The organism is Ruegeria sp. PrR005 (genome assembly GCF_010500245.1).
Taxonomy (GTDB): domain Bacteria; phylum Pseudomonadota; class Alphaproteobacteria; order Rhodobacterales; family Rhodobacteraceae; genus Ruegeria_B; species Ruegeria_B marisflavi.
The window spans coordinates 61,881-87,296 of record NZ_JAAGOX010000010.1; the positions used below are offsets into that span (position 1 = coordinate 61,881).

Consider the following 25,416-nt stretch of genomic DNA (forward strand, 5'->3'; position numbering starts at 1 on the left):
GATGAGCATGTCCAGCGAAAGTGGGAACCGGGCTCAAAGTTCGGACATACGACCAGCAAAGTCGGCGAAGGATCGCTCCCAACCCGAGCTTGACCACGAGTTGTCCGACCTGCCCCCAGAGCTGCGCTGGCGCGAATGGATGCGCCGGATCGAGGCCGTGCTCTTTGCCAGCGCCACACCGGTGACGCGCGACGACCTGGCACGAGTGGTGGGGCAGGGGGCTTCGGTCGACCTTCTGGTCGAGGACCTCGCCGCTGATCTGGAAGGGCGGGCCTTTGAGATCGCCCAGGTCGCTGGCGGCTGGATGTTCCGAACGCGCGCCACCTACGCCCCCGCGATCCGCGCGGCGGCGGATGTCGGAGACCAATTGATGGATCTGAGCGAGTTCGACGTCGCGGTCCTGGCCGCCATCGCCTATCACCAGCCGATCACGCGCGACGGGCTGAAGGACATCTTCGGGCGTGAGATCAGCCGTGACCTGATCGGGCGGCTGCATGCGCGCAACCTGATCGGAACCGGGCCAAGGGCGCCTCGACGCGGTGCTCCCTATACATTTGTGACCACCGAGCAGTTCCTGATCGCCTTCGGATTGGAAAGCCTGCGCGATCTGCCGGATCGGGAATTACGCGAGGATGCCGGTTTTCACGGGAACCCTTAGTCGGCAGCCGCGGACAGCAGAAGCGGGGTGAAGGTGCGGCCCTCAGCGTGATCAGGGGGATCTGGCGACCCTCGCGCCTAGATCGGTAGTATTTTGCTTTGTCTGAATGCACTGCGGAGATCATGATTGTGCGCCTTCGCAACGAGCACATCGAGGACGGTGTCTTGCTTCCAGTCTATTGGAGGAGCCTTTCCAGCGAGCTGGCACTTTGGCTTCGGAACGGATCTGCCTCAATCTGTGTGGCGCAACTATATGGATTGGCACACCCGCAAGGTCCTGGCCTGGCGCATTTCTAATATGCTGGAGGCGGATTTTTTTCGTAGACGCACTGAGCGAGGCTATGTCCCGCGAGGTTGGTCATCGACCGTCTTGAACTGTACTGAGATCCAACCCGGGTTTCTTGCCACTCAGAACTGGGCGTCTTATAGGTCCGGTTAACGCGGATTGAAATCCGATGAGAAACGACACCCAAGCCGCACACCAGAACGCTGCGGCAACGGTCTCTACCTCGGTCTCCCGCCCGGCTGCCAGAGGCGAGGCCAGGCGCACACAGGTCGTGATCCAGATCAGCGCAATGGCAAGGCTCAGCCAGGCATTGGCCCGCAATTGCGGCCCGGAACCGTGACAAGCAGCGCGGCCCGAAATCGCCATGATCAGACCGGAGACCGCACCGATTGTCAGCGCGTGTATCGCGGCAGCCAAAGGATATGACGGAGCAAGGAACCAAAGTCCGCCCTTTAGCGCCAGACTGATCGGGAGCCAGAAAAAGGCAAGATGCAACCCGGCCACCAGCGGGTTAGCGCGTGTCGAAAGACTTTGCCAGCCTGCCATGACAAGGCCCAGCAGGCCTGCTGACATGACCAGTGCCGCATGGGCCAGTCCCTCCTGCCCGATCAAGGTTGCTATCAGCGCAAGGGCTAGCGCCGAGATCGCTGCAACACGCAGATGCGAACTCCGGGTCCGGCCGGGCGGACTTCCGCTGTGCTGACGCCAGCTTTCGGTCAATGCGGGAACAAGACGTGTACCCACCACCGCAACCAGAAGCGCCAGACCGATCAGACAAGCCCGCGCGATGTCCAGGCTGTCGGCGATATCGCCCTCACGGGCGACAAGCATGAACATCACGTCCGCCACGCCCATTGCCAGACTCATACCTCCGAACAGCGCCTTGGAATAGGCCCGAACCGACAAGGTGCGACGCAAGATCCAGCCAGCGAGTAGCCCGAAGAACAGGGAGTTCATGATCGGAAGGATGACGGGTGGAAACCAGTCGGCCACCGCCATCGACAGGCGCGACAAGACCCAGAGCAGTGCGAGAGCCTTGAGGAAAACCCCGCGCTCCGGTGGGCTGCCCACCCAACTCGGCAGTGCTGTCAGCAAGTATCCCGCGATGGCTACACCGAAGAAGCCGAAAATCAGCTCATGCACATGCCATAGGACCACAGGGGCGAACCGGGGTTCGGGCAGACCGAGGGAAACGCCAAGTGGCCACCAGGCGATGCATGCAAAGGCCCACACGGCCGCCGCCAGAAACAGTGGCCTGTATGGCGCATCCCAGAAATACAGCGGCCAGATGCGTGCCATTGCCGATCCTGCCGCGATCAACTCGCCGCAGCTGCGGTGATGCGCCGATACCCTGCCTGGCCGTGATAGAAGCCGTTCGAAAACGAAACCCCGCCGCATGCCTCGCGCAGCGCTGCTTCGGCTTCAGCCGGTTCGCGCGAGCCGTCCAGAACACTGCGGAAGGCAGACGCGACGGCCACCATGTCGACTGCCTGCGGCATCAGCCGCACATGGCTGACGCCGTCGGCCACCAGCCGGGCGGTCTCGGGCAGCAGATCGACGTAGCTTTCTGACTGGGTCTGGATGCCGTTCACGCGAAGGATCGGGCGGTCGTCGGTGGTGCGCAAAGGCATGCCGTCGGCGTCGTGCTCGCAGATGAACTGGCAGTTGTCCTTGGTGCGGGCATGAGCGCGCGCGTGATAGCACCGCGCCGAGACCGCGAGCGACACGCGGCCGAACACCTGAACCTCGACGCCCAGCCCGAGGTCGCGCGCAGCGGCTGCCGCCGCAGCAATCGCCGGACCCGGCAATTCGGTCGGCAGGCAGACATGGGTCGCGCCCTGGCAGGCCATCCAGGCGATTGTGGCCTCGTTATAGGCGTTCAAGAAGGGCCCGATGCGGTGCGGGCGCTTGCCCCGCGCATAGAGGCCAGCGGCGTTGTTGATCTCGATCTCGGGTCGTTCCATAGCAGCCAGATCGGCGGTGGCCTTGCGTTCGCGGTTCAGCATGACCTCGGCCAGCGTCGACAGGATCACCGTCTTGCCTCCGCGCTCCAGCCGATCGATCGTGGCGGGCAGATCGACCTCGTGGAAGGGCGCGCGTTTGGAGCAGATGACCTCGCCAAGATAGACCTCGTCGACGGGTGCCTCGTCGGCGATACGAGCGTAGAAATCGCGCCGCGCCTCGGCGGACCAGTGATAGGCGATGGGGCCAAGCGTCAGTTTCGTCATGTCGCTCACCGCCATTTCTTTGTCTCGAACGCACCCTGGGTCTGTTTTTGCCCCTCGGTTAGGGCCACCAGGTCAGCGATATTCGCCTGTCGGCCCGCGCGAATATCGTCAACCGCCTGCCGGAAGGCCGAGACCACGCCGCGCACATAGCTTTTTGAGCGCTGGCGACCCTCGATCTTGAAGGCGTGCACCCCTGCGTCAATCAGTTCGGGCAACAGCCGTGACAGGTTCAGGCTGATCGGTTCCTCGAAAGCATAATAGGCATCGTCGCGATGAGCGGTGCGGTAGCGGCCCTTGCAGATCGTCGGATAGCCTGCCTTTTCGTCGGAGCGGAAGCAGTCGATGGTAAAACCGGCGAGTTGCGAAGACATCGATCCGTCCTCGTGTCGTTTGTATTCGACGTCCGAGGCCGGAGAGCAGACCCCGTCCATGTTGGTCGATTGCCCGGTGAGGTAGTTGGTGAGACTGCAGCGCCCCTCGATCATCAGCCCATGGTTGCCGAAGATAAAGGTCTCGATCTCGCAGGGGATTTCTTTGCGGATCTGGCGTATCTCGGGGATCGTCAGGATGCGCGGCAGCACGACCCGCTTAACCCCGAAATTCTCGCAATAGTAACGGATCGCCTCGGGGCTGGAGGCGGCGGCCTGAACCGACAGGTGCAGGCGGATGCCGGGATGAATGCGGGCGATGTAGTCGGCCACGCCCATATCCGCGACAATGAAGGCATCGACCCCAAGCCGGGCGCCGGTATCGGCGGCTTGCCGCCACAGATCGAACTTGCCCGCTGGCGGATACGTGTTGAGCGCGAGAAGCACCTTGGTGCCTTGTTCGTGTGCATAGGCCACCGAAGAGGCCAATTCGTCGGGGGTGAAGTTCAGCCCCGGGAAATTGCGTGCATTGGTCGCGTCCTGAAAACCACAATAAACCGCATCGGCGCCGGCATCGACGGCGGTGCGCAGGGCGGCGGGTGTGCCGGCCGGGCAGATCAGTTCGGCAAGGCTCATGGGGCGGAAAATCCTTTCTTCACGTTGGATAAGCGCGGCGCAGTCTTGCCAGGATGGCACGGCCAGCTGGGCCGAACATCTCGGCGGTTTCCTCTGCGATGGACCCATCGACATCGTCGAGCGCATTGCGCAGCCGCACAACGGCCTCGGTGTCGCCCGTGACTTCGAGGTCCCGCGAGAAGAATGCGGCATCGCCATCCTCTTCGGAATCAATCAACTCGAGAAGCAACAGGAACTTCCCGCGAATGGTGGCGCCCGCCCGGGGCGCGGCGTGGCGCGGCACGGCCCGCAGCACCAGAGCCTGCGGATCGGGCCTCAAGTGCAGGGCAAAGGGCAACTCGACCGGGTCGATAAGGAAATCGGTCGTCCGATGTGACCCGAGCCGTGCAAACATCGATGGATGCCGTTTGGCGATACGCTGGACTACGCGTGTCAGGACGGGTTGCGCGATCAGGCACGACAGCCGGGCGAAGCCTGGCAGATGCAGCCCAGTGGCGCGGTTGAGTGTATCGGGGCTTGCGCTCATGGCTGGGCCGTTTCTTGTCCGGACAATTGCACGGCCGTTTCGAACCGGGGAAAGAGCACATTGTCTTCAAGGTATCTGTGTTCGTCGAGATCTTCGGCCAGCTTGCCGAGTCCGGCATAAAGCTTCCGCCAGGACGTGCAGGCGTTGAGAGGCAGGCGGAGCCCGTGGTTTATGGCCGCGATCAGGTTCACCGCGGTCTCGTGGTTTGCGTGCTCAAGGCGCAAGCTGGCCAATGCGTTCTGCATCTGTCCGAATTTCCCCTCGCTCAGCGCGGGGAAGACAACCGCCTCTTCCTTGTCAATATGTGCTTCGAGTTCTGTCGCGATGGCTTGCAGCGCCGCTGCAAGACCATGCGGTGCGTCGATCTCGTTTGCGTGTCGCGTTTCCACCTTGCGGGCAAGCCTGACAAGCTCTGGCAACTCCTGTCGATGCACATCTAAAAAGCGTTCCTGGATGTAGGTCATCAGGCTCGGCGTTGACATTTCGGTAACTGAAACCGGCATTCACACCCCCGCGGAATTGGAACTGCGCGACCCTGCAACAGTTCGGCACCAGTCAAGGATTGCCCCCTCCTCGGGGGGGAGGGACTCATCCAATCCGCCGGCAAAGCGTTCGAAGGCGCCGCGATGCGTCTCGGAAACCCCGATCAGCACCGGAACGCCGCATGCCAGCGCCTCGGCAATCATCGCCCGAAAACCGCGGCCCTCGGCCTCGCTGAGACCGAACTTGTTCAAGACGACCAAGTCTGCACCCTGTGTGGCAAGGCGCGCAGTCGCCTGCCCCACGGCATCCTCCATCGCGCCGGCATCCATGCGGCACGACGTCGATCCCGCGCCCAGATCCTGCGTGATCCGCACGAGAGGGCCGTCGGGCAACAGCCACAAGTTGCAGCCACAATGCCCGGCGGCCTCGCTCGGCTCCACGAGCCGCAAGGTGCCCAGAACCCGGCATCCCTCTTCCTTCAGCCGCGCGACGACAGATTTAAGCAGGTGATCGGTGGCGCCGCGGCCGGTTGCTGAAACGGATGCGATCGCCATTACCTCAGCCCCTCTCGAATCTGGGGAATAGCAGGTCGTTCTCCAGCGCCATATGTGCCGCCAAATCGTCGAGCATCTTCTCCGTCCCGGCATAAAGCGCTCGCCAGGAACCGCAGGCATGCGCGGGCGCTGTCAAGTTACCGGTCAGGGCGCGGATACGCGCAATGCAGGCCGCGTGTTCGTCGTGGTCAGCCCGCATCATGGCGATCGGGTGATCGATACCCTGCATGCCGCCCGCGCGCATCGCGGGAAAGAGGATCGCTTCCTCCTTGGCCATGTGGTCTTCCATCTCGCGCCGTAGGGTCATCAGGGCCTGCGCCAACCCGTGTGGTGCCTGCGGGTCGTCGGCGTGGACCTGTTCGACCCTTTCCGCCAGCGGGAGCAGCCCTGCAAGGTCGGACCGGTGGACCGCGTGATAGCGTGTCTGGATATGGTCGATCAGGGCATCGGTCTCCTGAGGGGCTGTGTTGCCATCTAGGTCTCTCATGGGCGGCGCATTCCTTGGTGTTGGCTGGAAGCGAACGATTTGGTATTTGCGGTGCCGATTACACCCGATCAATGCGCATTGTAAATACCAAATCAGGAGTCCCATCTTGCGACTAACGACGTTCACAGATTTTGGCCTGCGTGCGCTCATGCGGATGGCAGGCACCCCTGACCGGCCGTTCACGACGGCGGAATTGGCGGACGAATTTCGCGTGTCCCGCAATCACCTGGCCAAAGTGATCTCGGCGCTTGCGTCGGCGGGGTATCTGGACACACGCCGTGGCGGCGGCGGCGGCGCGATACTCGCGCGGCGGCCCGAGGATATCCGGCTGGGAGAAGTCGTGGCGTATCTTGAAAGGGATCAGGCGCTGGTCGAATGCTTTCTGCCGGACGGTGTCGCCTGCACGCTGAGCCCGCGCTGCCGCCTGAAGGCGCGGCTGTCCGAAGCTGAAGCAGCCTTCATTGCCGACCTGAATCGCAGCACGCTGGCCGATTGCGTCTATCGCGTGGTTGATGTGTAACGGGTCTAAAACAGGATCGAAGGGTCACACCGGCCGACGCGAAAGCGGGAAATGATGATGGGCCGGTTCAAGTCACCACGCCAAGCGCAACAATTTCTCGTCGCCCACGGCCAAATCAATAGGATCTTTCGTCCCCGCCGCTACCGTCTTTCCACTTTATCCTACCGCCATGCCAGAGCCGACGCGTTCAAGCTCTGGGAAGGCTATGCCGCCGAATTATCGGCCTGATTGAGCGGGCTCGCGCTTCCTCCAATCCACGTCAGACAACTTGGAAATGTCCAGCTCATGGTTGCGTTGGACGCAAGCGGCAAAATGCAAGCCAAACCGGTTCACCCACTTCCGGATCGTCTCTCGGCTGACGGAAACTCCACGTTCGACGAGTAGATCCGCAACATTGGCGGCGCTGAGGGTGACGCCACGTAGACCCTGACCGCGTTGGCTATGATTTCGCGAGGAAAACGATAGCCCTTCAGGCGCGGCATCTTGGCGGGTATCGGCTTGGCAATCGCCTTGACTTTGTGTCAGACGGCAACTTGGCAATGCCTTACGGAGGTGTTTCTCGGCTGCCTACATCCCAAAACACCCCGGCCATGATACGCAGCGCGTCCCGGCAGACGGGCTTCAACACATGTTCGTTCGGCGCATGCTGCGAGCAGCCGCGATAGGAATGCGGCACCCAAACCGTGGGCAGGCCCAGAATATCGGCGAAGGTGTCGTTGGGCAGCGATCCCGCCAGGTTCGGCAGCACATGCGGCGGCTTACCCGCAGTTTCTTCGATCGAACGCCTCACGAACTGCACCCAGGGGTGTGAGGGGTCGAGCCGCGTGGCGGCGAAGAAGCCGCGCTCCATCGGCTCGATTGTCACTTGTTCAAAGCCATGCGCATCGAGATGCCGCCGCAGCGAAGGCAGCACCGCATCGGCATCCGTCCCCACCACATAGCGCAGCTGGCAGGTTGCCCGCGCACTGCTCGAGATGGCGTTGACCGGTGCTTCGGGCACGCCGCTTTTCATCGCCAGGATGGCAAAGCTGTTCCAGCCATAGGCACGCTCGGCGGGAGTCAGGCTTTCTTCTCCCCAGTCTTCGTCGATCTTGGGGCTGGTGTCGTCGTCCGGCGCGATGGGCAGGCCGGCAAGCGCCGCGCGTACCTCGTCGGTCAGGCTGGTGGGGCGCCATTCCGGAATGGCCAACTGCCCGCGCTTGTCGGAAATGGTCGAAAGCGCCTGCGCCAGGATCATCGCGGGATCGGCCAAAAGCCCACCCCAGTTGCCCGAGTGATGCGCGCCCTCGCGCAGGTCGACCGCCAGGTCAAACGTGATCCCGCCGCGCGATCCCATGAACATCGTGGGCGTATCCGGCTGAAGCCGTGGCCCGTCCGAGGCAATAAGAACATCCGCCTTCAACCGCTCCTTTTCTGCCTTGAAAAACTCGGCCAGACCGGGCGATCCGGTCTCTTCCGCCATCTCGATCACGATCTTGGCGTTGAACCCAAGGCTACCCCGCGTTGCGATCACCGCCTCCATCGCGGCTATGTTGATCAGGTGTTGCGATTTGTTATCCGCCGAACCCCGCCCGTAAAGCCGCTCGCCCTCCTCGATCAACTTGAAGGGCTCCAGCCCCTCGCGCCACATGCCCTCCTGCGCGCGGATCACGTCGCCATGGCCATAGCTGAGCACGGTGGGCAGCCCCTCGCCCTCGTGGCGCTCGCCCACCAGCAAGGGCGGCGCGCCGGGGATCGGATTCTCGAAGATCTCGCAGGCAAAGCCCGCCGCCTTGAGCCGGGGCATCATCGCCTGTGTCAGGTAGCGCATCAATGCGGGCGCAGCGTCCGGGTTCTGGCTCTCGCTCGGATGTGCGACCAGGGCGGACAGATCGGCCTGAAAACGCCCGTCATCGAAATAGTCGGTTATGGTGGCAATCGCCGCGTCGCGGGTCATCTCGCGCTCCTTCATTCGCAAATGGCGTCGCCCCAGGGCGACATAATCTCGGTACAGCCGGAATTCCTACCTCCACGCCGCATCACTCCCGCCGGGCAGGCAAAAGCGTAAGGAAAGACCGTCCGCCGCGCTGTCTTCACCGTATGCTCCGACTCCAGCGCGGAGATTACCTCGGCGGGCAGGGTTTCATCCGCCACCACGACCGCACCCCCGGAAACATCCACGCGTGGGGTGTGGAAGGCCGCGCCAATATCCATACCGTGATCGATCATAAAGCCACTCAGATGCGTGATGGCCGAAACGATCTTTCGCCCGCCGCTGGCACCGATGGCAAAGCGTGTGTCACCCACCTCGCCAATCGCCGGGCAGACATTCATCAAACAGCGCTTACCCGGCCCCAAGGAGTTGGGCCGGCCCTGCACCGGATCGAACCACATGATGCCGTTGTTCATCAAAAAGCCAGTCGAGGGCGAGACAACGCGAGAACCGAAGATCGACAGCAGCGTCTGGGTCTGCGCAACCATGTTGCCGGCGCGGTCGACCACCGAGAAATGCGTCGTAGTACCGGGTGCCTTGGGGCTTTCGCCATCGTCGCCCATGCCGCTGAGCCGCGCCTTGTATGCGGCTTTCAGTCCGCGCGCATACGCGGCATAACTCGTCGTGCTCGGCGCATCGCCGCTGAGGTCGCTCTCTGCCGCCACGTACAGCGCGTGCTTGAGCGTCGGCCCTGCCGTCAGCCCGGGCAGGGCGTATATGGTACCGCCGCGATAGGAAAAGCTCAGCGCATCGTGGAATTCGGCGTGATAATCGCACAGATCCTCGTGCCGCAATGGGCCGCCCTTGGCTTCCATATCGGCGGCCATGGCCTTGCCCACATCGCCATCATATAGCGCCCTTGCGCCGCCTTGTGCGATTGCATCGAGGCTGTCGGCCATGCGCGATTGGTCGAGCCGGGTCTCGTTCAGTGCCGTCCAGGCGCCCATATTGGGCCATTGCCCATCCACGAGGAACATCGCTGCCGCATCCGGGTCTTTCGCCAGTTCGCGCGTGGTCGAGGCGATACAGAGCCCGGCATACCAATCCACCAGCATGCCCCTCTTTGCGTGCGAGACCGCAGGGGCCAGTAACTCGGCCCAAGGCATCTTGCCCCAACGCTCATGCGCTTTTCCCAACCCATCGACAACACCGGGCACGGCGACCGCCGTCGCGCCCTGCACGTTTCGATCGTTCACCACTTGCTCCCAGGGGAAAAGATCTCCGGCCACACCACGACCGGAAAGCGGATAGTCCTCCACCTTCAGCGCCTTGGGCGCGCGCATTCCGTGGTTCAGCGCCACCGCGTGACCTTCATCCGCGCGCCACAGCATCATCGCGCCACCGCCCGCCGGGCCGCTCATCCACGGTTCAAGAACGCCGATGGCAAAGCTTGTGGCCACCGCCGCATCCACCGCGTCGCCCCCGGCACGCAGAACCTCGGCCCCCACTTCCGCAGCCAACGAGTTCTGGGCGGCGACCACGCCGCCATCGGTTTCAATAACTGTTTTCGTCACGGTCTGGGTACGAGAGAGGGCGTGGGCGGGCATCTGGTCAGTCCTCTTGGAACATGGGAGTTTCTGGGTCAATCAGGTGGCATTCCACATGGCCATCGCGGTGCTGCACCGGGCGCGGGGCGCGGGTACTGCACAGATCGGTGGCATGGGCGCAACGCGGGTGAAAGGCGCAACCGGAAGGCGGATCTATCGGGTTGGGATAGGCCATGCCCAGATGCGTGTCGGGCACGCCCAGCCCCGGATCGGGTGTCAGCACCGATTGCAAAAGCGCCTGCGTATAAGGATGCGCCGAGGCCTCGAAGAGATCACTCGCGTTCACCTCCTCCACAATCCGGCCGAGATACATCACCGCCACCCGCGTGGCGAGGTGCTCGACCACCGCAAGGTTATGGCTGATGAAAAGATAGGTCAGACCAAATTCAGCCCTGAGTTCGCCCAGCAGATTCAGGATCTGACTTTGTACCGATACGTCCAAAGCCGAGGTCGGCTCGTCGCAGATCACGATTTCAGGCTTCATGATCAGAGCGCGCGCAATCGCCACCCGCTGACGCTGCCCGCCCGACATCTGGGAGGGATAGGTGTTCATCACCCGCGATGGCAGGCCCACAACATCGAGCATCTCGCGCACGGCCTTTTGCTGGCTGGCGCTGTCACCTATGCCGTGAACGCGCAGTGGCAGGGAAATGATATCGGCAATCGACTTGCGCGGGTTAAGGCTGGAATACGGGTCTTGGAAAATCGGCTGGATGCGCCGCGCCAACGCCAGCCTGTCCTGCTGCCCAAGCCGTTCTCCATCCACCAGCACGTCACCGGATGTGGGCGCTTCGAGCCCAAGAAGGATCTTGGCCAGCGTCGATTTCCCGCAGCCGCTTTCGCCCACAAGGCCCAGCACTTCGCCCTGTTCCAGTTTCAGCGAAACATCCCGCAGCGCGGTCAGCGGCTTGCGCTTACCCATCAGGCCCTGTTTGACCGTATAGGTCTTGGTCACACCCTTCAGCTCCAGCGCGGGCGCAGCGCTTACACCATCAAACATCAGACCCGCTCCTTTTCCGTGGCTTTCGCGCCTGTTTCATGCACACAGCGGAAACTGTGCGTCTCGCCTGGGCCATGGCGCGGGATCCTGCCCCGGCAGGTCTCGACCGCCTCATCGCAGCGGGTGCGGAAAACGCAGCCCGCGACCTCACCCACCAGCGAAGGCACGATGCCGGGGATGGTGCCCAATGGTGCTCCGCGTGCCGTCTTGCCAGGTTGGGGGATACAGCGCAGAAGGCCACGCGTGTAAGGATGCATCGGCGCGCCGAATACCTCGGCCGCGGCGCCGGTTTCCACCAGTTCCCCGGCATACATCACCGCCACCTTGTCGGCCACGCGCGCCACCACGCCCAGGTCGTGAGTGATCAGGATCATCGCCATCCCCATCTCGCGCACCAGATCGACGAGCAGCCGCAAGATCTGCGCCTGAATGGTCACGTCCAGGGCCGTCGTCGGCTCGTCCGCGATGATGAGCTCGGGCTCGCACATCAACGCCATGGCGATCATCACCCGCTGCCGCAACCCGCCTGAAAGCTGATGCGGATACTGCCCCAACCGGCTTCCGGCGGCGGTAATGCCGACCTTTTCAAGCAAGTCTACCGCCCGCGCCCGCGCCTCGGCCCGGCTCACCTGCCGGTGCAAAAGCATCGCCTCCATCAGCTGATCGCCGATCGTATAGGCCGGATTGAGGCTCGTCATCGGTTCCTGGAAGATCATCGACATGCGCGCGCCGCGCAGGCTCCGCATCTCGCGCGGGCTGGCTTGCAACAGCGCCGTACCGTCGAAATCCGCCTGCTCTGCGCTCACCTTGATGCGCTTTCCCAGAAGCCCCATTAAAGCCAGCGATGTCAGCGATTTGCCCGAGCCGCTTTCGCCCACGATGCACAGAACCTCGCCGCGCTTCAGATCGAAATCTATGCCCCGCACCGCGTGCAATGTCCCGCCGCCCACCGGTATGTCGATGGTCAGGCCCTTCACGTTCAGAATGGTCTCGCTCATCGCCTCAGCTCCTGTTTTCGGGCGCGGTCACGTCGCGCAGCCCATCGCCCATCAGGTTGATCGCCAGCACCAGCACGAACAGAACCGCGCCGGGGATCAGCACCAGCCAGGGCTCGAACAGCATCATGTTCTTGCCCTCGCTGACCATCAGACCCCAGCTTGGCGTCGGCGGTTGAACCCCAAGGCCAAGGAAGCTCAAGGTTGCTTCCAGAAGGATCGCATGTGCCATTTCGAGCGTTACCACCACGATCAGGTTATTGAGCACGTTGGGCATGATCTCGGTCAGCAGGATCCGCGGGGTCGAGGCCCCGATGGCCTGCGCCGCGGCCACGTATTCGCGCCGTCGCACTTGCCTTGTCGACGCGCGCATCACGACTGCGAAGCGGTCCCACAGCAAGAGGCCCAGCACCACAATCACGACCGTCAGCGAGCCGCCCAGAATGGCCACCACGGCCAGCGCCACCAGAACCACCGGCATGGCCAGTCGAACGTTGACCAAAAAGGTCACCACGGCATCCACCCGGCCCCCGAAATAGCCGGCCGCCACGCCCATCGCGGTGCCGATCGCGCCCGAAATCGTGGCCGCCACCACCCCGATCAACAGCGATACACGCGCACCATAGATCAGGCGGCTCAGGTAATCGCGGCCCAGGTGATCGGTGCCCAGCGGATGCTCCCACGTGCCACCCAAGAAGACGGGCGGTTTCATCCGCATGGCCAGGTTCTGCACATAGGGATCATGCGGCGCTAATACCGGCGCCAACAGCGCGATTACCAAGAGCACAGCCACCACCACCGCGCCGATGATCAGGCCCTGGTGGCCAAAGACTCGACGGCGCAGCATCTGGCCCGGGGTCGGGCCGGTAATGTCCTCAAGAAGCGGGTCAACGGTTGTATTTGCCATCTCAGCTGCTCCTCATACGCGGATCGAGCCAAGCATTCAGCACGTCGGCCAGGAAAGTGAAGACGATGTAGAACATCGAGAAAATGAGGATCAGTGCCTGCACGGTGGGCAGATCGTTACGGCTGATGCTCTCCCAGGCAAGGAAGCCCGCGCCATGCAACGCAAAGATCGATTCCACGACGATGGAGCCGCCCAGCATAAAGCCCATCTGCACGGCGGCGAGGCTGACCACCGGGATGATCGCGTTTCTCAGCGCATGGCGGAACATCACCCGCAGCTCCGAGGCGCCTTTGGCCCGGGCCGTGCGGATATAGTCCGACGACAGAACCTCCAGCATCCCCGCTCGCGTAAGACGCATAATGGCGGGCATCGCGTAGTAGCCAAGCACGATGGTCGGCATCACGAAATGCGCCCATGTCGCCGTGCCCGAAACCGGCAGCCACCTCAGCTGGATAGCGAAAAGGACAATCAGGATCAGACCGAACCAGAACGACGGCAGCGCCTGCCCTGCGACGCTGAGGAACAGCGCGATCCGGTCGATGATCGAGTTGGGCCGCATAGCTGCGAGCACACCCAACGGCACCGCCGTGAGCAATGCAAAGGTTATGCCGCAAACGCCCAGCAACATCGTTACCGACAGCCGGTCGGCAATCAGGCTGGCGACCGGCAGTTTGAAATAGTAGCTCTCGCCGAAATCGCCCCGCAGCGCAGCAAATAGCCAATCGCCATATTGGACCAGCATCGGCCGGTCGAAGCCATAGACCCGGCGGATCGCCTCGATATCCTCGCCACTGGCCGTTTCACCGGCCAGGGCCGCCGCCGGATCGCCAGCGAGGAACAGAAGTGAAAAGCTGATGAAGGAAACGGTGAAGGCCACCAACAAGGCAAGCCCGAGCCGTCTCAGGATGAACTGAAGCACAAGCGAATCCTCCGCTCGACCTGGCAGCCGGGGCCGCCCGCAATTTCAGAAAAGGCGCCCGGCCCACATCGCGTAGGCCGGGCAGACGGCGTTATTTCCACGCCATGTTGGTAAAGCGCAGCACCTCGTCAGCGGTGGGGGTGTAATCCACATCCGTCTTGAACACGTAGTTGGTGTTGTAGCTGAACATCGGCGCCCAGAAGGCCTCGCCGGTGATACGGGCGATGGCCTTGGCATAGTGCTCCTTGCGGATTGCCGGATCGGTCGAGCTGTCGGCAATGTCGAGATCAGCTTTCGCTTGATCGTCACGCGCATCGTCGAGGCTGCCATGCTTGAAGAACTGGCTGACCATGGCTGAGGCGTCGTTGATCGAATAGCTGCCCCAGGTCAGGAAGGCCAACGGCACCTCACCCTTCATGTTCAGGTCGCGCAGCGCCGAATATTGCAGCATCTTGAAATCGGTCCGGATGCCTACTGCGTTCAGATAGCTGGCAATCGCCTCGGCGTATTCGCGGTCACGATAGGCATAGAACTCGGTGGTGAAACCATCGGCATAGCCCGCCTCGGCCAGAAGCGCCTTGGCTTTCTCCGGGTCATACTCGTAGGCGACCGCCGCATCCGTGACGCAGCCGAACTGGCTCGGGAAACAGGGCGTATTCACCACAACCGATTTGCCTTTCAGCAGGTTGTCGACCAACGCCTTGCGGTCGATGGCATGGTTCACCGCCTGGCGCACCTTCGCATCTTTGAAAGGGTTCGGCTCCATGGACGAGCGACCCGCTGCATCCATCGAAAGATATCCTACCCGCATGGTCGATTCGTTGGCCACCGTGAAACCGTCCATCGCGGCCATCTTCTCGGCCTGGTCGGCGGGCACCTGCCAGATCAGATCGAGCGTGCCGGAAAACAGCTCAGCCAACTGGGTGTTCACATCCGGCACGGTGCGGATGTCGATCTTGCCTATCGAGGGTTGGCCCTTGGGGCTGTCATGGTAGTTCTCGTACTTTTCCAGTACGAAATGCTGGCCCGGCACCACTTCGGTCACCTTATAAGGCCCGGTGCCTACCGGCTTCAGCCCCATGCCCGAGGGTCCGACCTCGGCGTAGTACTCGTTGGGGTACATCGACACAGGGCCGGAGAGGAACTCGATGGCGGCCGGAAATTTGTCCTTCAAGAGGATGCGAACGGTGTAATCATCGACCTTTTCGGCCGATTTCATCCAGTTGACGTTGCGCTGAGTTTTCACGCCGTTTTCTTCCTTGGCGACGAAATTCACCGTGAAAACCACATCATCGGCGTTGAAATCCTCGCCGTTGTGGAATTTCACGCCCTCGCGCAGTTTCAACTCTAGCGTGGTATCGTCGATCCACTCCCAACTGGTGGCCAGATTGCCCTTGTATTCGTTTGTCACCGGGTCGCGGTAGATAAGCCCGTCCCAGACGGCGCGCTGCATCACCACGCCCTCGCGCGACGAATTGAAGTAACTGTCGACGTTCTCCAGCTCCTTGGTAAAGGCCACGCTCAGCGTGTCGTTGGCCTTGTCGGCCCAGGTCGTCCCGACCGAAGCGATAAGCGCGGCAGCGGCAATCGTCGATTTCATCGAAATCAGTGTCATGTGATCCCTCTTCGTTATCCCTGTTGCAGTATTTGGTGTCTAGCGTTAGTATTATATTGTAATACCAACGTTCGCTTAATAATATTAGTTGTCATAATGGTTCGCGGCGTGTCAAATGAAAATGCTTTCGGAGGGCCAGAAACCTGATGTCCAAGAACAACACGCTTTTTGTCGGGGCACTTGCCAAAGGCCTACGTCTGCTCCGCGCCTTCGACGAAGCCCACACTGATCTGTCGCTCACTGATCTGGTCGCGCGTACAGGGCTCGACAAAAGCGCTGTGCAGCGGCTGGCCAACACGCTGCATCTCGAAGGTTTCCTGGTGAAGGACAGCGAAACACGCCGTTTTCGCCCTTCACATGCCTGGCTCGAATTGGCCTATGTCTATTTCTGGTCTGATCCGTTGGTCTCGCTCGCCATGCCCAGATTGATCGAGTTGTCGCAACAGCTTGGCGAAACGATCAACCTTGCCGAGCTTTCGGGCGATCACATCATCTATGTGAGCCGCCTACCCTGCAAACGCACAGGCTTTGCCGCTACGATACCGGGCCGCCGCTTGCCCGCGCTCTCGACCGCGGTTGGCCGCGCCATGCTTTCGACCTATCCAGCAACAGAACGGCGGCATGCCGTGGAAACCTGGCCTATCGGAGGCCATACACCGCGCGCCATTACTGACCGCGGGCAGATCGCTGCACTGGTCGAAGAGGCCACTGAACAAGGCTATGCCATCTCGCGTGACCAAATGCTGCTCAACGAAATAGCCGTCTCTGCCCCCATCAGCGGCCCCAACGGCAGGGCGACTGCGGCGGTGCAATGCTCGGTCTCCTCACATAGTTGGGACGACGACGCCATCCTCCGTAACCTTCTTCCCGCTCTGCAAGACACCGCCAATGCCATCTCCCCCTGGAATGGACGGCGCACATGAATCGGGTGGTGTTGGCATTGCCAAGTTGCCGTCTGACACACAGTCAAGGCGATTGCCAAGCCGATACCCGCCAAGATGCCGCGCCTGAAGGGCTATCGTTTCCCTCACGAAATATGGATCTGCCTCAATCTGTGTGGCGCAACTACCCTGATACCCGAATGATCCGGAGGGATAGTCGTGAATTTCAAGAAAAACTGGGCACAGTGCAGCGAAGTGCAGGTCGATTGCGTTAGCCGAAGTGAGTCAGGTTCGTGGGTTGTGTCTGGCGCACTGGCGCCAAAAGGCATCTGCCCGGACTGTGGGTCCCGTTCACGCCGGCGCCATGGGTAGAGGCGTCGGAGGATACAAGATTTCCCTGCTTATGGGAGAGTTGTCTGGGTAGAATTGCAGGTTTGCCGTTGGAAGTGTTCGAATTCTGGCTGTCGCCGCAGCACATTTTCAGACCACGACCTTTCAATCGCAGCCCCGGTCACCCGCCGCACGTCGCGGGTGGCACAGATTGCCAGTCACATGGGCCATGCTGCCGGCGGGCGATCCGCTGAACGTCTCTTGCACCGATTGGGCATTGGGCTTAGCGACGACACGGTCCTTCGGCAATTGAAGCGTCACGCCCGGAAAAGCGCCCCACTTTCAAGGGTCATCGGCGTTGATGACTGGAGTTGGCGGAAATCGCAGGAGTACGGAACAAACATCATCGATCTCGAGTGTCGCTCCGTAGTCGATATCCTGAAGGATCGCGATGCGGTGACCTGCACGGCCGCGCGACCGGTAGAGCCCTTCTGTCCGACGCGGGCAACATCAGCACGGATGTTCACCTGCAAGGGTCACGATTGGCGCATCGGCAGTCCCGCGAAGAGATCTTCGCGACCATTCATGCGCTTAGAAATCAGGGGCTTTCTTGCAGCGAAATCGAACGGCAAACCGGGTTCAGGCGCCGTAGCGTGGCAAAGTGGGTCACGTTCGAGACGCCGCCTGACCGGCGCAGAGCGACATTGAAGCCGACACCTCTCTGGTACTTTGAGGACTTCCTGGCCCAATCCTGGAAAGACGGCGACCGACGAGAAAGGCAATTGTTTCATCAGATTCAGGAGAAAGGCTAAAAAGGCAGCTACTCGCATCTCGAACGCCTGCTGGCCGGGTGGCGCAGGGCTGAAAAACAGACCACAGGCGATTTGGCCTCCAGTGCACCGAAGCTCGGGCCGGTACGGGATCCGAAAACGGGGCACGCCATCTCACCAGTCATCGCTGCGGCGCTGTGTATCAAGCCCAGGGGATAACTGACCCCTGATCAGGCGCGGAAGGTTGATGCGCTGAAGGCCGGATCAACCGCCTGAAGATCCTGAAACAGGCAATGTATGGAAGAGCCGGCCCGGAACTGCTCAGGGCACGAATGCTGCTCTTCCGCCACACAGATTGAGGCAGAGCCTTCGAAACATCAACCGAGCCGATCGTCGCCAACGCGATTCCGCCCGCTTGAAGGCATATTGGGTCCGTCTGGTCGAGATCGAGGCCACCGCAGTCACCGACTGATCCGGACAACGAAAACGGGGCGCACCAGACGGCACGCCCCGCTCTCCCGGTGCATGTGGCGGGATCAGATACCGCCGGGCTGCTGTGGGCGTTTGAACGCGTTGAGCACGGTCAGCAGGCTGGTCAGGTTGTCGGCGACGCCGGTCTGACCGATCTTCTCGCTGGCCCCTGCCGTCGCTGTGGTGTCGAGCGAATAGATCTGCATCACACCCTGGTTCGAGGCGGCCTGGCTCAGCGCGTTCTGCTGCTGCGCGGCGGCCACCGCGTTTTCGAACAGGATGCCGGTCGAGTGAGCCATGGTCTGATAGACCGTGCCCATCGCCATCGCGGGCGCTTCGCCCACGACCTTGACGTTGGACTGGGTTACCGCGTCGGTGATCTGGTCATTTACTGCTGTCGGCCAAGTCATGATATGTCTCCTTGTTTGGCACTGGGTTTATCGAAGAGGGGTTCGCCGGATCAGCCGCCGAACGAGTTGAGGACCGCCAGCAGGCTGGACATCTGGTCCGGCGTGCCTACCTGTCCGATCTTTTCGCTGGCCCCCGCCGCGGCGGTGGTGTCCAGCGAGTAGATTTGCATGACGCCCTGATTGGCGGCGGCCTGGCTCAGCGCGCTTTGCTGCTGGGCGGCGGCGACCGAATTTTGCAGCAGGATGCCGGTCGAATGGGCCATCGACTGATAGACCGAGCCCATCGCCATCGCGGGCGCCTGGGCGACCACCTGGACGTTGGACTGAGTCACCGCGTCCGTGATCTGAGAGTTTACTGCGGTGTTGTAAGGCATTCGGAGTGCTCCTTTGCGGTTGGGGTCTTACCGATATTGACGCGGTGAAATCCGTTTCGTGAAAACAGGTTAGCTCTTTTTCTGCGGGGCGGGACGGGCGGGGCGCAGGGCGGTCTCGGCACGCAGGTCACGGGCCAGCTGCTGACGGATCTCGGCCGAGAGCTGGTTGCACAGCTCGACCACCTGGGTGCTCTGGGCCTCGATCCGGGCGCCGGTGCGGGCGTCGAACTCGACCATGCGCAGTTCGACCTGGCGCACCACCTCGGTCTCGATCAGATTGGCCAGATGCTGGGCCAGCTGGGCAAATTGCGCCTCCATCGCCGGGTCGATCCGGGCCTCGCCCACGACCCCCGATTTCAGTACCTGTTCCAGCACTCGCTGTTCGGTGCGCGTGACCCGCTCATGCAATGAGGGCGGCGGCGCCTTGCCCGGGGCCTGGGATGGCGGCGGCGCGCCGCGCACCGAGCGGAACGCGTCGGCAATGGCGCCTTCGGCGGCCTGACGGCCTTGGGCGATCACCGACGAGGCGGCGGCCAACCCGCGATCGATCTGACCTGCGGCAGCGGGGTTATGGGCGGTTTCGGACTTGAGCCAGTTCACCAGGCCGATCACCTCGTCCTCGTGCAGTTCGCGCCCGACCCAGTTGCGGCCTACCGCCAGCAGGCGGGGCAACTCTTCGGCAAATCCACTCATTTGCGGCCACCCTTGCGGACGGTGGTTGATTTGACCTCGCGGGTTTCGACATCCATCTCGACCCGTTCCTCGCCGCTCACCTCGTCGCACTCGACGACATAGTCCAAGCCGTCCAGCTCGACCGCCGCCTGGGCGGCTGCGGCCAACCGGTCGCGCGCCGCTGCCAGATCTGCGGCCAGGCTGCTATAGGGCGGCAGGCCCCGGTCGCGGCTCGACATCACGCTTGCGCTCCATTGCGACAGCACCTGAACCAGCAACTCATCGGTCCGGCTGCGCAGAAATTCGATTTCCTCATACATGGCTCTCTCCAGCGGCTCAGGGTGTGTTACTAGGAAGACGCGCGGCGCCGCAGTTCGTGACGCGGGCGCCGCACATCCGTCAGTTCAGGTTGCCAACCTGTGCCGGCTCGACCTGGCCATACGCGGCCTGCCCGACAAAGGGAGCGGCGATCTGGCGATAGTGGTCGGCGTTTTGCAGCAGGTTGGCTGGCAGCGCCATGCCACGCTGAACACTCTCCACCACGCCGGGGCCGAATTGCGGGTTTGCTATGGCCGGATCGAAATCAGGGCCAAACCATTGGTCGAACACGGCGCTTGACAGTTTCTCCAGCGTGATCGCGGGCCCTGGGTTTGCGGTGTTGAGCGCTGCGACGATCCGGTTGTAGAAGTTGCTGCCGAACACATAGGCGTTGTTCGTCATGTCCTGCGCGGTCACCGGCAGGATCAGCGCCACCTCATGGGCGGCGGTGGCACGGTTGGGCATCTGAAAGATGTCCTGCACCACGATCAGCATCTGCGTGACATTTGCCGGAACCTGGTCGGCACCGCCCAACGCCGTGTAACGCGCCTGCCGCCATTCGTTGTAGACGTTGTTGATATCGCCCAACCCGGTATTGGTCAGAAAGGGCGAATAGATCTGCGTTATCGCCGAGTCGTCGACCCCCAGATCGCGCGGCATCAGGTTGATCGCCATCATGCATTCGGGCAGCGAATGATGCATCTGCACCACCATCCCGGCAAAGCTGGTAAAGGCGAGCCCGTTGTTGACCATGGCGGCCAGCTGCTGCTTGATCTGGTCAAGCGTGCCGATCGCGGCGACGTTCACCGTGGACAGCATCGCCAACACCCCCAACCCGTCGGTGGTGGTGCCTGAGATATCGCCGGTCTCGTAGTATCCCAGCAACCGGTCGATATTGCCCAGCACATCCTCGGGCGGCAGATACCACTGGGTGCCGCCGACACCTGGCATCTGGTCCAGGATATCGCGCCGCTTCACCCGCACCCGGTTGGTCGTCTTGTTAAAGGCCTGCGCGTTCTGCAAGTCATGAAAAAGCTGCGCAATGGGGGCCAGGCCGGGGGCGGTGTTCGGATGGTTTGGCGCGGCCGAGATCATGTCGGCGCAGGCGCGGCACACATCGCCGATGGCCAGCGGATTGGTCAGAGTATTGTTGTAGCGCACATGCAGCGTCGCCAGCAGCCGGATGTTCAGTTCGAACTCGCCATGCCCATCCGGGTTATAGCCCAACCAGATCGAATCCCCGCCCACGGTGAGCGGCGCGTTGATATTCTGTTGGGCTACGGTACTGCGTGCCTGATCGCACAGGGTCTGCAAAGTAGCGCCCACCGCAACCATCGGACCATTCTCGCCAAAAGCACGCAGCAGGATCTTCATCAGATAGGTGGCGTCGGTCTCGCGGATCAGCCCCTTTACGCCTTCGACGGTATCGCCGGTCAGCCAGAGGGCATTTTCTGGTTGGGGAACAAGTGGCATGAGTTAACCTCGCTCTGACATGCGGTTCATTTGCGGGCCTGCGCCTGGCGGGCCTGTACGCTTTCGTTGATTTTCGAGATGCCGAAACTGGCCGAGGCGGCCTCCATCGCGCCGCCCGCGGCGGCCACGGCCATGGCACCGGCCAACAGCAATTCGGTTTCGGCAATGATCAGTCCGTCTTCGGCGGCTGTGGCGATGTTTCCCGCCACCAGATCCTCGGACATCTTCTTGAGCATGACCGACTGGCTGGCCATCACCAGCTTGGTCACGCCGTCGAAATACTGCGCCGCCGATTGCGCGGCGAGCCCCGCCGCCTGCCCGATCATCTGATCAGGCGGAGTGACGATCATGGTGGGGGCATAGTCCTTGATCTCCTGATTCTGGAATTCCACCGACTGCACCACCGCCGGATCCAGTGCCGAGGTATCGGCCGGGCCTTTGGGCACCGGGCCGATGGGAGGCCCTCCCGCTTCGCCCGTTGCCGGAACGGCGGGCGGCGCACCGAAGGCAAGCGCCCGATAGGCCTGACGTGTCGATGGCGGCAGCACCGCTTCAGTCATGGTCTGGGCCTGAGGCCGGGGCACAGTACCGCCGGGTTTGTGAGTGAACGCCGCCGTCTCGACTTTGTTGACCCGGGCCTCTCCCTTGGTGATCTCATCCTCAACCGAGGTGATTTTGGCCTCGACCTTGGTTGTGGCCGTCTCGATGGCGCCTTCGGCCTTGCCCTCGACACTGGCAAGGATCTCGTGCCCGACCTCGGAAATTGCCTCTTCCAGCTGTGCGGCCGGGTCCACAGGCTCTGTGCCTTCAGGTGTCTTTTTGGACATGATTTTCTCCAGAAACGACCACATCTGCCAAAGCTTTCATCAATCGCTCTTGGGCTTGCCGCCGCCCGTGCCACCACCACCACCGCCGATGCTGAGGATCTCGCGCACCGCGGTTGCGACCACCGCATTGGCGATCTGGTTGAGGTTCTGCTGGCTGGAGACCGAATTTTGCAGGGACAGGCCCGCCGAATGGGTCGCCATCTGATAGAGCATCCCCATCGACTGTGCGGGAGAGATCGCAACGACCTCGACATTGCTCTGGGTCACCGCGTCGGTGATCTGTGAATTCACCGGCGTGCCGGAACCGTCATTGGCCATGGGTGCCTCCTAGGGACTGGTGTGCTTTTGCGGGAATAGACGTGGCAAATCCGGGTTCGTGACGTGATGGACTGGATTTTCCCATCGCGATCTGCTGGCGCAGCGCATTGCGGGCGACTTGCATCCGCTTGCGGGCCAGAGGCTCGGAGATTTGCAACCGAAGGGCGATCTCGGCATAGGGTAGCGCGTCGAACACCCGCAACCGTACCAGCCGCGCCTGATCGGGTGACATCCGCGCCAGAGCGGCGCAAAGCGTGTCCAGATCCTGGCGCGCGATGACCCGGCGCAGGGTGGCGTCGGGGTCCTCGACGCAGGTCTGGTGAAAGCCCAGCTCGGCCATGATCGACATGTCACGTCGGTAGCGGCGCCAGTGATCCTGAGCGGTATTGCGCAGCGAGACCGCAAAGAAAGCGTGGAAATTGTCGATCGGCTGATCCGAGCTGCGCAGATACTCGAGGATGCGCAAGGTGGTGCGGGCCAGAAAGGCCTCGCCCAGAACCGGGTTGCCCTGCGCCAGACGGCAGGCGCGACGCATCAGTTCGGGATAGTGCTGGCGCCAGGCCCGACCGAACTCTTCGGGTGTGTTGATGGCGTGAAACGGGCCCGTAATCGTACTGTACTGGTTCATGCTGATTCCCCCCTAGGGTTGCATGAGTTCAGCTTTGGCCCTGTCTGGTCGCCTGTCTGTTACGCGCGTAACAGCGGTGGCGTATCGCCTGTTTGGGGAACCTTCGTCCTAGCTCTGATCGGGTCCGAACCGGTCCCACAGGCGCGAAGTTCGGTCCAGCAGGATCGCCCCGTCCTTGACCGAGATATCGCCGGATTCGCGCCATTTGCGGATGGTTGTGTTCACCCGCGTGCGGCTCGCCTGCACCTTGGCTGCAATGCGCAGTTGGTTCTCCTCGATCCGAAGCTGGTGCGGCCGTCCGCGCCCGGGATCGGCCTGCGCCAGCAGGTAATGGGCTAGCCGGGTTTCCAGGTCGAAAAGCACCGCACGGCGATAGCTGTCGCGCAAGTTGCGCAGCTCGTCCCGGGCGTTGCGCGCCAGCGCTGCCTGTACTCCGGCATGATCCAACAGGCGGCGGCTTGCCCCCGGCGGGATATGCACCAGCGCCGCACGGCTGGCGCAGACACAGGTCGCAGGGCGGCCCCGGCCATCGGCCACCTCGTGCAGGCCGAGCAGGTCATAGCGCGTGCGGGTCTCAAAGATCACCTCGCGCCCGGTCTTGTCGTACCAGATCGAGTCGACCTGCCCATACATGATGACATAGGCCGAGCGCGCCGCCTCGCCTTCGGCATGGACCATCTGCGCCTTTTCATAGGCACGCAGATCGCATTGGCGGGCCAGCGCGACCAGCTCTCCCGCACCCAGTCCGGCAAACAAAGGCACCCGCTTCAGCACCCGGCGGATCAGGTCGCTGCGAATCTCGCTTCGGGCAGAGGACATGACGACCTGACATCGTTACGGGCGAAGCCGGCCGAAGCGACCGGCGGGAACTTGGGTAGCTGCCCCGCGATACAGTGCGTGGCACCAAAAGGTCTGGACCGGGCCAACAAAGTGACGCCGCCAGTTCAGATAGAAGTTGACGTATAGTAATATCGCAAAAGGAGAGTAGCGCGGTGTGCGCTGGATCACTGTTGGTGGCACAGCAAGGTTGATGCGGTTAACTGGAGAAAGTGCGACAGGGCAGTAGGATAAATGCCCGCAGCGATCAGCGCTCTGCCCTGTGCCTGATGCGCAAGCTCTTGAACGCCAACCCAATGATCAAAGGTATCCAACAGGGGCTTCTGTTCGTCCTAGGTTTCCCGTTGTTGGTCTTGCTGATTGGGGCGCACTGCAAGTTCTGTCACAAACCCGACCGGACACGTGGCCATACTTTTCGAGGTGGCGCGTGCTGTGGTCTTTCTACCCAATTTTGCGCCGAGCTTCGCAACAGGTATGAGCCTCGTTGCGGACCGGGGTGTGCGGCTTTTGGGGCTGTGACCGCAAGAACGCGGGTCGGGGTCCATTGCGGTTTTCCTTGCGATCGACGAGGCCGCTATTGCGGCCCCTCGATGTGTTATCTGTTGAGTTCGGCGATCAGGCGCCGTGCTTCGCGGATACCTGCGATCACATGGTTTTGGCCGCGGACCAGCTCGGTGCGGGCGAAGCCCACGAGATGCGCCGGCCGGGTTGCGATCTTTGTCGCTTCCTCCAGCGCGGGCAGCGGCGGGATCGTCAAGGCCGGATCGTGGCGGAACCTTGCGCTGCGGTTATAGTTGAGCGGCACGAGGATGCGGGCGAGGCGTTGGATCACCTCATTCGCGGCCGCGTTTGGGATCGCGCCGGATTGGGCCCTGGCATAGAACTCTTCCAGATCGGCCAGCAGTTCTTCTGCGGCGCTGCGGGCCTGTATGAAGTCGAAACGATCCCCGGCCTGTACCTGATAATCGTCGATCGTGGCCTGAAACTCCCGCGCGGTGGCACGCCAGTCGAAAGGCAACAGATCGGCGTTTGCATTGCGGAACACGGCGAGCAAGTAGACCTTAATATCGCGCAGCAGGATATTCTTGTCCGCGATTTCGAGCGTGCCGTTTTCGGTGTGCCAGGCGATGTTCATGCCGCAACCGCCGACCGCGTAGTATCCCAACTCCTCGCGGTGGGCGTCGGTCATGGCCGAGGAGAGCATAAGGTAGCTCGATAGTCCGATATCGTTGAACGAATAGTCGCCGGCGCGGTGGGGGCGTTCAGAGTGCAGTTCTTTCCCCGAGACTTCCTTGATGACCTGGGCCAGAAAGCCATGGGCTTCGGACATTGAAATGCCCCATCTGAATTGGTCCACCGTTATGTATAGGGAACGGAGGACAGAGAATGGCAAACAAGCGGCACAAG

General features: G+C 62.1%; 26 protein-coding genes and 4 pseudogenes. 5 read left to right on the forward strand and 25 right to left on the reverse strand.

The genetic code is table 11. From position 1 onward, the window contains the following. The first annotated feature begins 7 nt into the window (after window positions 1–7). Window positions 8–658, forward strand: a complete 651-nt coding sequence (locus G0P99_RS06395) for an SMC-Scp complex subunit ScpB (protein ID WP_164128586.1) — start codon at window positions 8–10, stop codon at window positions 656–658. Between the two features lie 357 nt (window positions 659–1,015). Here the strand turns inward: G0P99_RS06395 and G0P99_RS06400 are convergent, their stop codons facing one another. Genes G0P99_RS06400 through G0P99_RS06430 form a run of 7 tightly spaced genes read right to left on the reverse strand, consistent with a single transcriptional unit; the run spans window position 1,016 to window position 6,225 of the window. Continuing rightward, window positions 1,016–2,242 (reverse strand): NnrS family protein, encoded by a 1,227-nt coding sequence (locus tag G0P99_RS06400; protein WP_164128562.1) that lies wholly within the window; start codon window positions 2,240–2,242, stop codon window positions 1,016–1,018. Between the two features lie 17 nt (window positions 2,243–2,259). Next, window positions 2,260–3,171: a U32 family peptidase gene (locus tag G0P99_RS06405; RefSeq protein WP_239059706.1), complete on the reverse strand. Its 912-nt coding sequence runs from the start codon at window positions 3,169–3,171 to the stop codon at window positions 2,260–2,262. Between the two features lie 5 nt (window positions 3,172–3,176). Next, window positions 3,177–4,175, reverse strand: coding sequence for a peptidase U32 family protein (locus G0P99_RS06410; RefSeq protein ID WP_164128564.1), 999 nt, complete (start codon window positions 4,173–4,175; stop codon window positions 3,177–3,179). Between the two features lie 19 nt (window positions 4,176–4,194). Next, window positions 4,195–4,701 carry an SCP2 domain-containing protein gene (locus G0P99_RS06415; protein WP_164128565.1) on the reverse strand — a complete coding sequence of 169 codons (507 nt, stop codon included), beginning with the start codon at window positions 4,699–4,701 and terminating at the stop codon, window positions 4,195–4,197. Beyond that, complete coding sequence (locus G0P99_RS06420) at window positions 4,698–5,204, reverse strand: hemerythrin domain-containing protein (RefSeq protein ID WP_164128566.1); 507 nt, start codon at window positions 5,202–5,204, stop codon at window positions 4,698–4,700. Before G0P99_RS06420 ends, G0P99_RS06415 begins: the two co-directional genes overlap by 4 nt. Continuing rightward, complete coding sequence (locus G0P99_RS06425; protein WP_164128567.1) at window positions 5,205–5,738, reverse strand: DUF2478 domain-containing protein; 534 nt, start codon at window positions 5,736–5,738, stop codon at window positions 5,205–5,207. A gap of 4 nt (window positions 5,739–5,742) precedes the next feature. Beyond that, complete coding sequence (locus G0P99_RS06430) at window positions 5,743–6,225, reverse strand: hemerythrin domain-containing protein (protein ID WP_164128568.1); 483 nt, start codon at window positions 6,223–6,225, stop codon at window positions 5,743–5,745. A gap of 106 nt (window positions 6,226–6,331) precedes the next feature. Here G0P99_RS06430 and G0P99_RS06435 point away from each other — a divergent pair, with 106 nt between their 5' ends. Both G0P99_RS06435 and G0P99_RS06440 read left to right on the forward strand, forming a co-directional pair. Beyond that, the gene (locus tag G0P99_RS06435; protein WP_164128569.1) at window positions 6,332–6,745 is read left to right on the forward strand and encodes an Rrf2 family transcriptional regulator; all 414 of its coding nucleotides are present in this window, start codon (window positions 6,332–6,334) and stop codon (window positions 6,743–6,745) included. 9 nt (window positions 6,746–6,754) lie between these two features. Further along, window positions 6,755–6,973, forward strand: a pseudogene (locus G0P99_RS06440) (IS6 family transposase); the annotation flags it as partial. A 60-nt stretch (window positions 6,974–7,033) separates the two neighbouring features. Here G0P99_RS06440 and G0P99_RS24705 read toward each other — a convergent pair. The 8 genes and pseudogenes from G0P99_RS24705 to G0P99_RS06475 form a co-directional block, all read right to left on the reverse strand. Then, window positions 7,034–7,227: pseudogene (locus tag G0P99_RS24705) on the reverse strand (IS6 family transposase); the annotation flags it as partial. Window positions 7,228–7,289: 62 nt separating this feature from the next. Beyond that, window positions 7,290–8,681: a M20 family metallopeptidase gene (locus G0P99_RS06445; RefSeq protein WP_164128570.1), complete on the reverse strand. Its 1,392-nt coding sequence runs from the start codon at window positions 8,679–8,681 to the stop codon at window positions 7,290–7,292. Window positions 8,682–8,692: 11 nt separating this feature from the next. After that, a complete protein-coding gene (locus G0P99_RS06450; RefSeq protein WP_164128571.1) occupies window positions 8,693–10,264 on the reverse strand; it encodes a gamma-glutamyltransferase family protein in 1,572 nt (523 codons plus the stop codon). A gap of 4 nt (window positions 10,265–10,268) precedes the next feature. Further along, on the reverse strand, window positions 10,269–11,264 hold the full coding sequence (locus G0P99_RS06455; protein ID WP_164128572.1) for an ABC transporter ATP-binding protein: 996 nt from the start codon (window positions 11,262–11,264) through the stop codon (window positions 10,269–10,271). Beyond that, a complete protein-coding gene (locus tag G0P99_RS06460) occupies window positions 11,264–12,262 on the reverse strand; it encodes an ABC transporter ATP-binding protein (protein ID WP_164128573.1) in 999 nt (332 codons plus the stop codon). The genes G0P99_RS06455 and G0P99_RS06460 overlap by 1 nt, the downstream gene beginning before the upstream one ends. Before the next feature lie 4 nt (window positions 12,263–12,266). Then, on the reverse strand, window positions 12,267–13,166 hold the full coding sequence (locus tag G0P99_RS06465) for an ABC transporter permease (protein WP_164128574.1): 900 nt from the start codon (window positions 13,164–13,166) through the stop codon (window positions 12,267–12,269). Window position 13,167: 1 nt separating this feature from the next. Then, a complete protein-coding gene (locus tag G0P99_RS06470) occupies window positions 13,168–14,085 on the reverse strand; it encodes an ABC transporter permease (protein ID WP_164128575.1) in 918 nt (305 codons plus the stop codon). Window positions 14,086–14,176: 91 nt separating this feature from the next. Continuing rightward, window positions 14,177–15,685 (reverse strand): ABC transporter substrate-binding protein, encoded by a 1,509-nt coding sequence (locus G0P99_RS06475; protein ID WP_239059714.1) that lies wholly within the window; start codon window positions 15,683–15,685, stop codon window positions 14,177–14,179. Window positions 15,686–15,846: 161 nt separating this feature from the next. On the opposite strand from G0P99_RS06475, the gene G0P99_RS06480 reads away from it, so the two are divergent. Further along, a complete protein-coding gene (locus tag G0P99_RS06480; protein ID WP_239059707.1) occupies window positions 15,847–16,623 on the forward strand; it encodes an IclR family transcriptional regulator in 777 nt (258 codons plus the stop codon). A 213-nt stretch (window positions 16,624–16,836) separates the two neighbouring features. Continuing rightward, window positions 16,837–18,040: pseudogene (locus G0P99_RS06485) on the forward strand (transposase family protein). Between the two features lie 177 nt (window positions 18,041–18,217). Here the strand turns inward: G0P99_RS06485 and G0P99_RS06490 are convergent. The 10 genes and pseudogenes from G0P99_RS06490 to G0P99_RS06535 all read right to left on the reverse strand — a co-directional run. Beyond that, window positions 18,218–18,562, reverse strand: coding sequence for a RebB family R body protein (locus G0P99_RS06490; protein ID WP_011242176.1), 345 nt, complete (start codon window positions 18,560–18,562; stop codon window positions 18,218–18,220). Window positions 18,563–18,612: 50 nt separating this feature from the next. Continuing rightward, a complete protein-coding gene (locus tag G0P99_RS06495; protein ID WP_011242175.1) occupies window positions 18,613–18,936 on the reverse strand; it encodes a RebB family R body protein in 324 nt (107 codons plus the stop codon). Window positions 18,937–19,005: 69 nt separating this feature from the next. Then, a complete protein-coding gene (locus tag G0P99_RS06500) occupies window positions 19,006–19,629 on the reverse strand; it encodes a hypothetical protein (protein ID WP_164128577.1) in 624 nt (207 codons plus the stop codon). Further along, window positions 19,626–19,928, reverse strand: a complete 303-nt coding sequence (locus G0P99_RS06505; protein WP_164128578.1) for a hypothetical protein — start codon at window positions 19,926–19,928, stop codon at window positions 19,626–19,628. The genes G0P99_RS06500 and G0P99_RS06505 overlap by 4 nt, the downstream gene beginning before the upstream one ends. A 79-nt stretch (window positions 19,929–20,007) precedes the next feature. Next, the gene (locus G0P99_RS06510; RefSeq protein WP_239059708.1) at window positions 20,008–21,399 is read right to left on the reverse strand and encodes a hypothetical protein; all 1,392 of its coding nucleotides are present in this window, start codon (window positions 21,397–21,399) and stop codon (window positions 20,008–20,010) included. Between the two features lie 26 nt (window positions 21,400–21,425). Further along, window positions 21,426–22,226, reverse strand: coding sequence for a hypothetical protein (locus G0P99_RS24460; protein ID WP_203582998.1), 801 nt, complete (start codon window positions 22,224–22,226; stop codon window positions 21,426–21,428). A gap of 39 nt (window positions 22,227–22,265) precedes the next feature. Further along, a complete protein-coding gene (locus G0P99_RS06520) occupies window positions 22,266–22,544 on the reverse strand; it encodes a RebB family R body protein (RefSeq protein ID WP_164128579.1) in 279 nt (92 codons plus the stop codon). Then, window positions 22,534–23,172, reverse strand: a complete 639-nt coding sequence (locus G0P99_RS06525) for an RNA polymerase sigma factor (protein WP_164128580.1) — start codon at window positions 23,170–23,172, stop codon at window positions 22,534–22,536. Before G0P99_RS06525 ends, G0P99_RS06520 begins: the two co-directional genes overlap by 11 nt. Before the next feature lie 108 nt (window positions 23,173–23,280). After that, a complete protein-coding gene (locus G0P99_RS06530) occupies window positions 23,281–23,991 on the reverse strand; it encodes a Crp/Fnr family transcriptional regulator (RefSeq protein ID WP_203582999.1) in 711 nt (236 codons plus the stop codon). A 613-nt stretch (window positions 23,992–24,604) separates the two neighbouring features. After that, window positions 24,605–25,416 (reverse strand): annotated as a pseudogene (locus G0P99_RS06535) (peptidase M28); the annotation flags it as partial.

What these genes read in the sequence shown, in the direction of transcription:
- G0P99_RS06415 (WP_164128565.1), bottom strand. Translation starts at nt 4,701, where the DNA reads ATGAGCGCAAGCCCCGATACACTCAACCGCGCCACTGGGCTGCATCTG.
- G0P99_RS06495 (WP_011242175.1), bottom strand. Translation starts at nt 18,936, where the DNA reads ATGCCTTACAACACCGCAGTAAACTCTCAGATCACGGACGCGGTGACT.
- G0P99_RS06430 (WP_164128568.1), bottom strand. Translation starts at nt 6,225, where the DNA reads ATGAGAGACCTAGATGGCAACACAGCCCCTCAGGAGACCGATGCCCTG.
- G0P99_RS06425 (WP_164128567.1), bottom strand. Translation starts at nt 5,738, where the DNA reads ATGGCGATCGCATCCGTTTCAGCAACCGGCCGCGGCGCCACCGATCAC.
- G0P99_RS06510 (WP_239059708.1), bottom strand. Translation starts at nt 21,399, where the DNA reads ATGCCACTTGTTCCCCAACCAGAAAATGCCCTCTGGCTGACCGGCGAT.
- G0P99_RS06490 (WP_011242176.1), bottom strand. Translation starts at nt 18,562, where the DNA reads ATGACTTGGCCGACAGCAGTAAATGACCAGATCACCGACGCGGTAACC.
- G0P99_RS24460 (WP_203582998.1), bottom strand. Translation starts at nt 22,226, where the DNA reads ATGTCCAAAAAGACACCTGAAGGCACAGAGCCTGTGGACCCGGCCGCA.
- G0P99_RS06475 (WP_239059714.1), bottom strand. Translation starts at nt 15,685, where the DNA reads ATGAAATCGACGATTGCCGCTGCCGCGCTTATCGCTTCGGTCGGGACG.
- G0P99_RS06505 (WP_164128578.1), bottom strand. Translation starts at nt 19,928, where the DNA reads ATGTATGAGGAAATCGAATTTCTGCGCAGCCGGACCGATGAGTTGCTG.
- G0P99_RS06530 (WP_203582999.1), bottom strand. Translation starts at nt 23,991, where the DNA reads ATGTCCTCTGCCCGAAGCGAGATTCGCAGCGACCTGATCCGCCGGGTG.
- G0P99_RS06465 (WP_164128574.1), bottom strand. Translation starts at nt 13,166, where the DNA reads ATGGCAAATACAACCGTTGACCCGCTTCTTGAGGACATTACCGGCCCG.
- G0P99_RS06500 (WP_164128577.1), bottom strand. Translation starts at nt 19,629, where the DNA reads ATGAGTGGATTTGCCGAAGAGTTGCCCCGCCTGCTGGCGGTAGGCCGC.
- G0P99_RS06460 (WP_164128573.1), bottom strand. Translation starts at nt 12,262, where the DNA reads ATGAGCGAGACCATTCTGAACGTGAAGGGCCTGACCATCGACATACCG.
- G0P99_RS06420 (WP_164128566.1), bottom strand. Translation starts at nt 5,204, where the DNA reads ATGCCGGTTTCAGTTACCGAAATGTCAACGCCGAGCCTGATGACCTAC.
- G0P99_RS06445 (WP_164128570.1), bottom strand. Translation starts at nt 8,681, where the DNA reads ATGACCCGCGACGCGGCGATTGCCACCATAACCGACTATTTCGATGAC.
- G0P99_RS06455 (WP_164128572.1), bottom strand. Translation starts at nt 11,264, where the DNA reads ATGTTTGATGGTGTAAGCGCTGCGCCCGCGCTGGAGCTGAAGGGTGTG.
- G0P99_RS06480 (WP_239059707.1), top strand. Translation starts at nt 15,847, where the DNA reads ATGTCCAAGAACAACACGCTTTTTGTCGGGGCACTTGCCAAAGGCCTA.
- G0P99_RS06410 (WP_164128564.1), bottom strand. Translation starts at nt 4,175, where the DNA reads ATGAGCCTTGCCGAACTGATCTGCCCGGCCGGCACACCCGCCGCCCTG.
- G0P99_RS06520 (WP_164128579.1), bottom strand. Translation starts at nt 22,544, where the DNA reads ATGGCCAATGACGGTTCCGGCACGCCGGTGAATTCACAGATCACCGAC.
- G0P99_RS06400 (WP_164128562.1), bottom strand. Translation starts at nt 2,242, where the DNA reads ATGGCACGCATCTGGCCGCTGTATTTCTGGGATGCGCCATACAGGCCA.
- G0P99_RS06395 (WP_164128586.1), top strand. Translation starts at nt 8, where the DNA reads ATGTCCAGCGAAAGTGGGAACCGGGCTCAAAGTTCGGACATACGACCA.
- G0P99_RS06450 (WP_164128571.1), bottom strand. Translation starts at nt 10,264, where the DNA reads ATGCCCGCCCACGCCCTCTCTCGTACCCAGACCGTGACGAAAACAGTT.
- G0P99_RS06405 (WP_239059706.1), bottom strand. Translation starts at nt 3,171, where the DNA reads ATGACGAAACTGACGCTTGGCCCCATCGCCTATCACTGGTCCGCCGAG.
- G0P99_RS06525 (WP_164128580.1), bottom strand. Translation starts at nt 23,172, where the DNA reads ATGAACCAGTACAGTACGATTACGGGCCCGTTTCACGCCATCAACACA.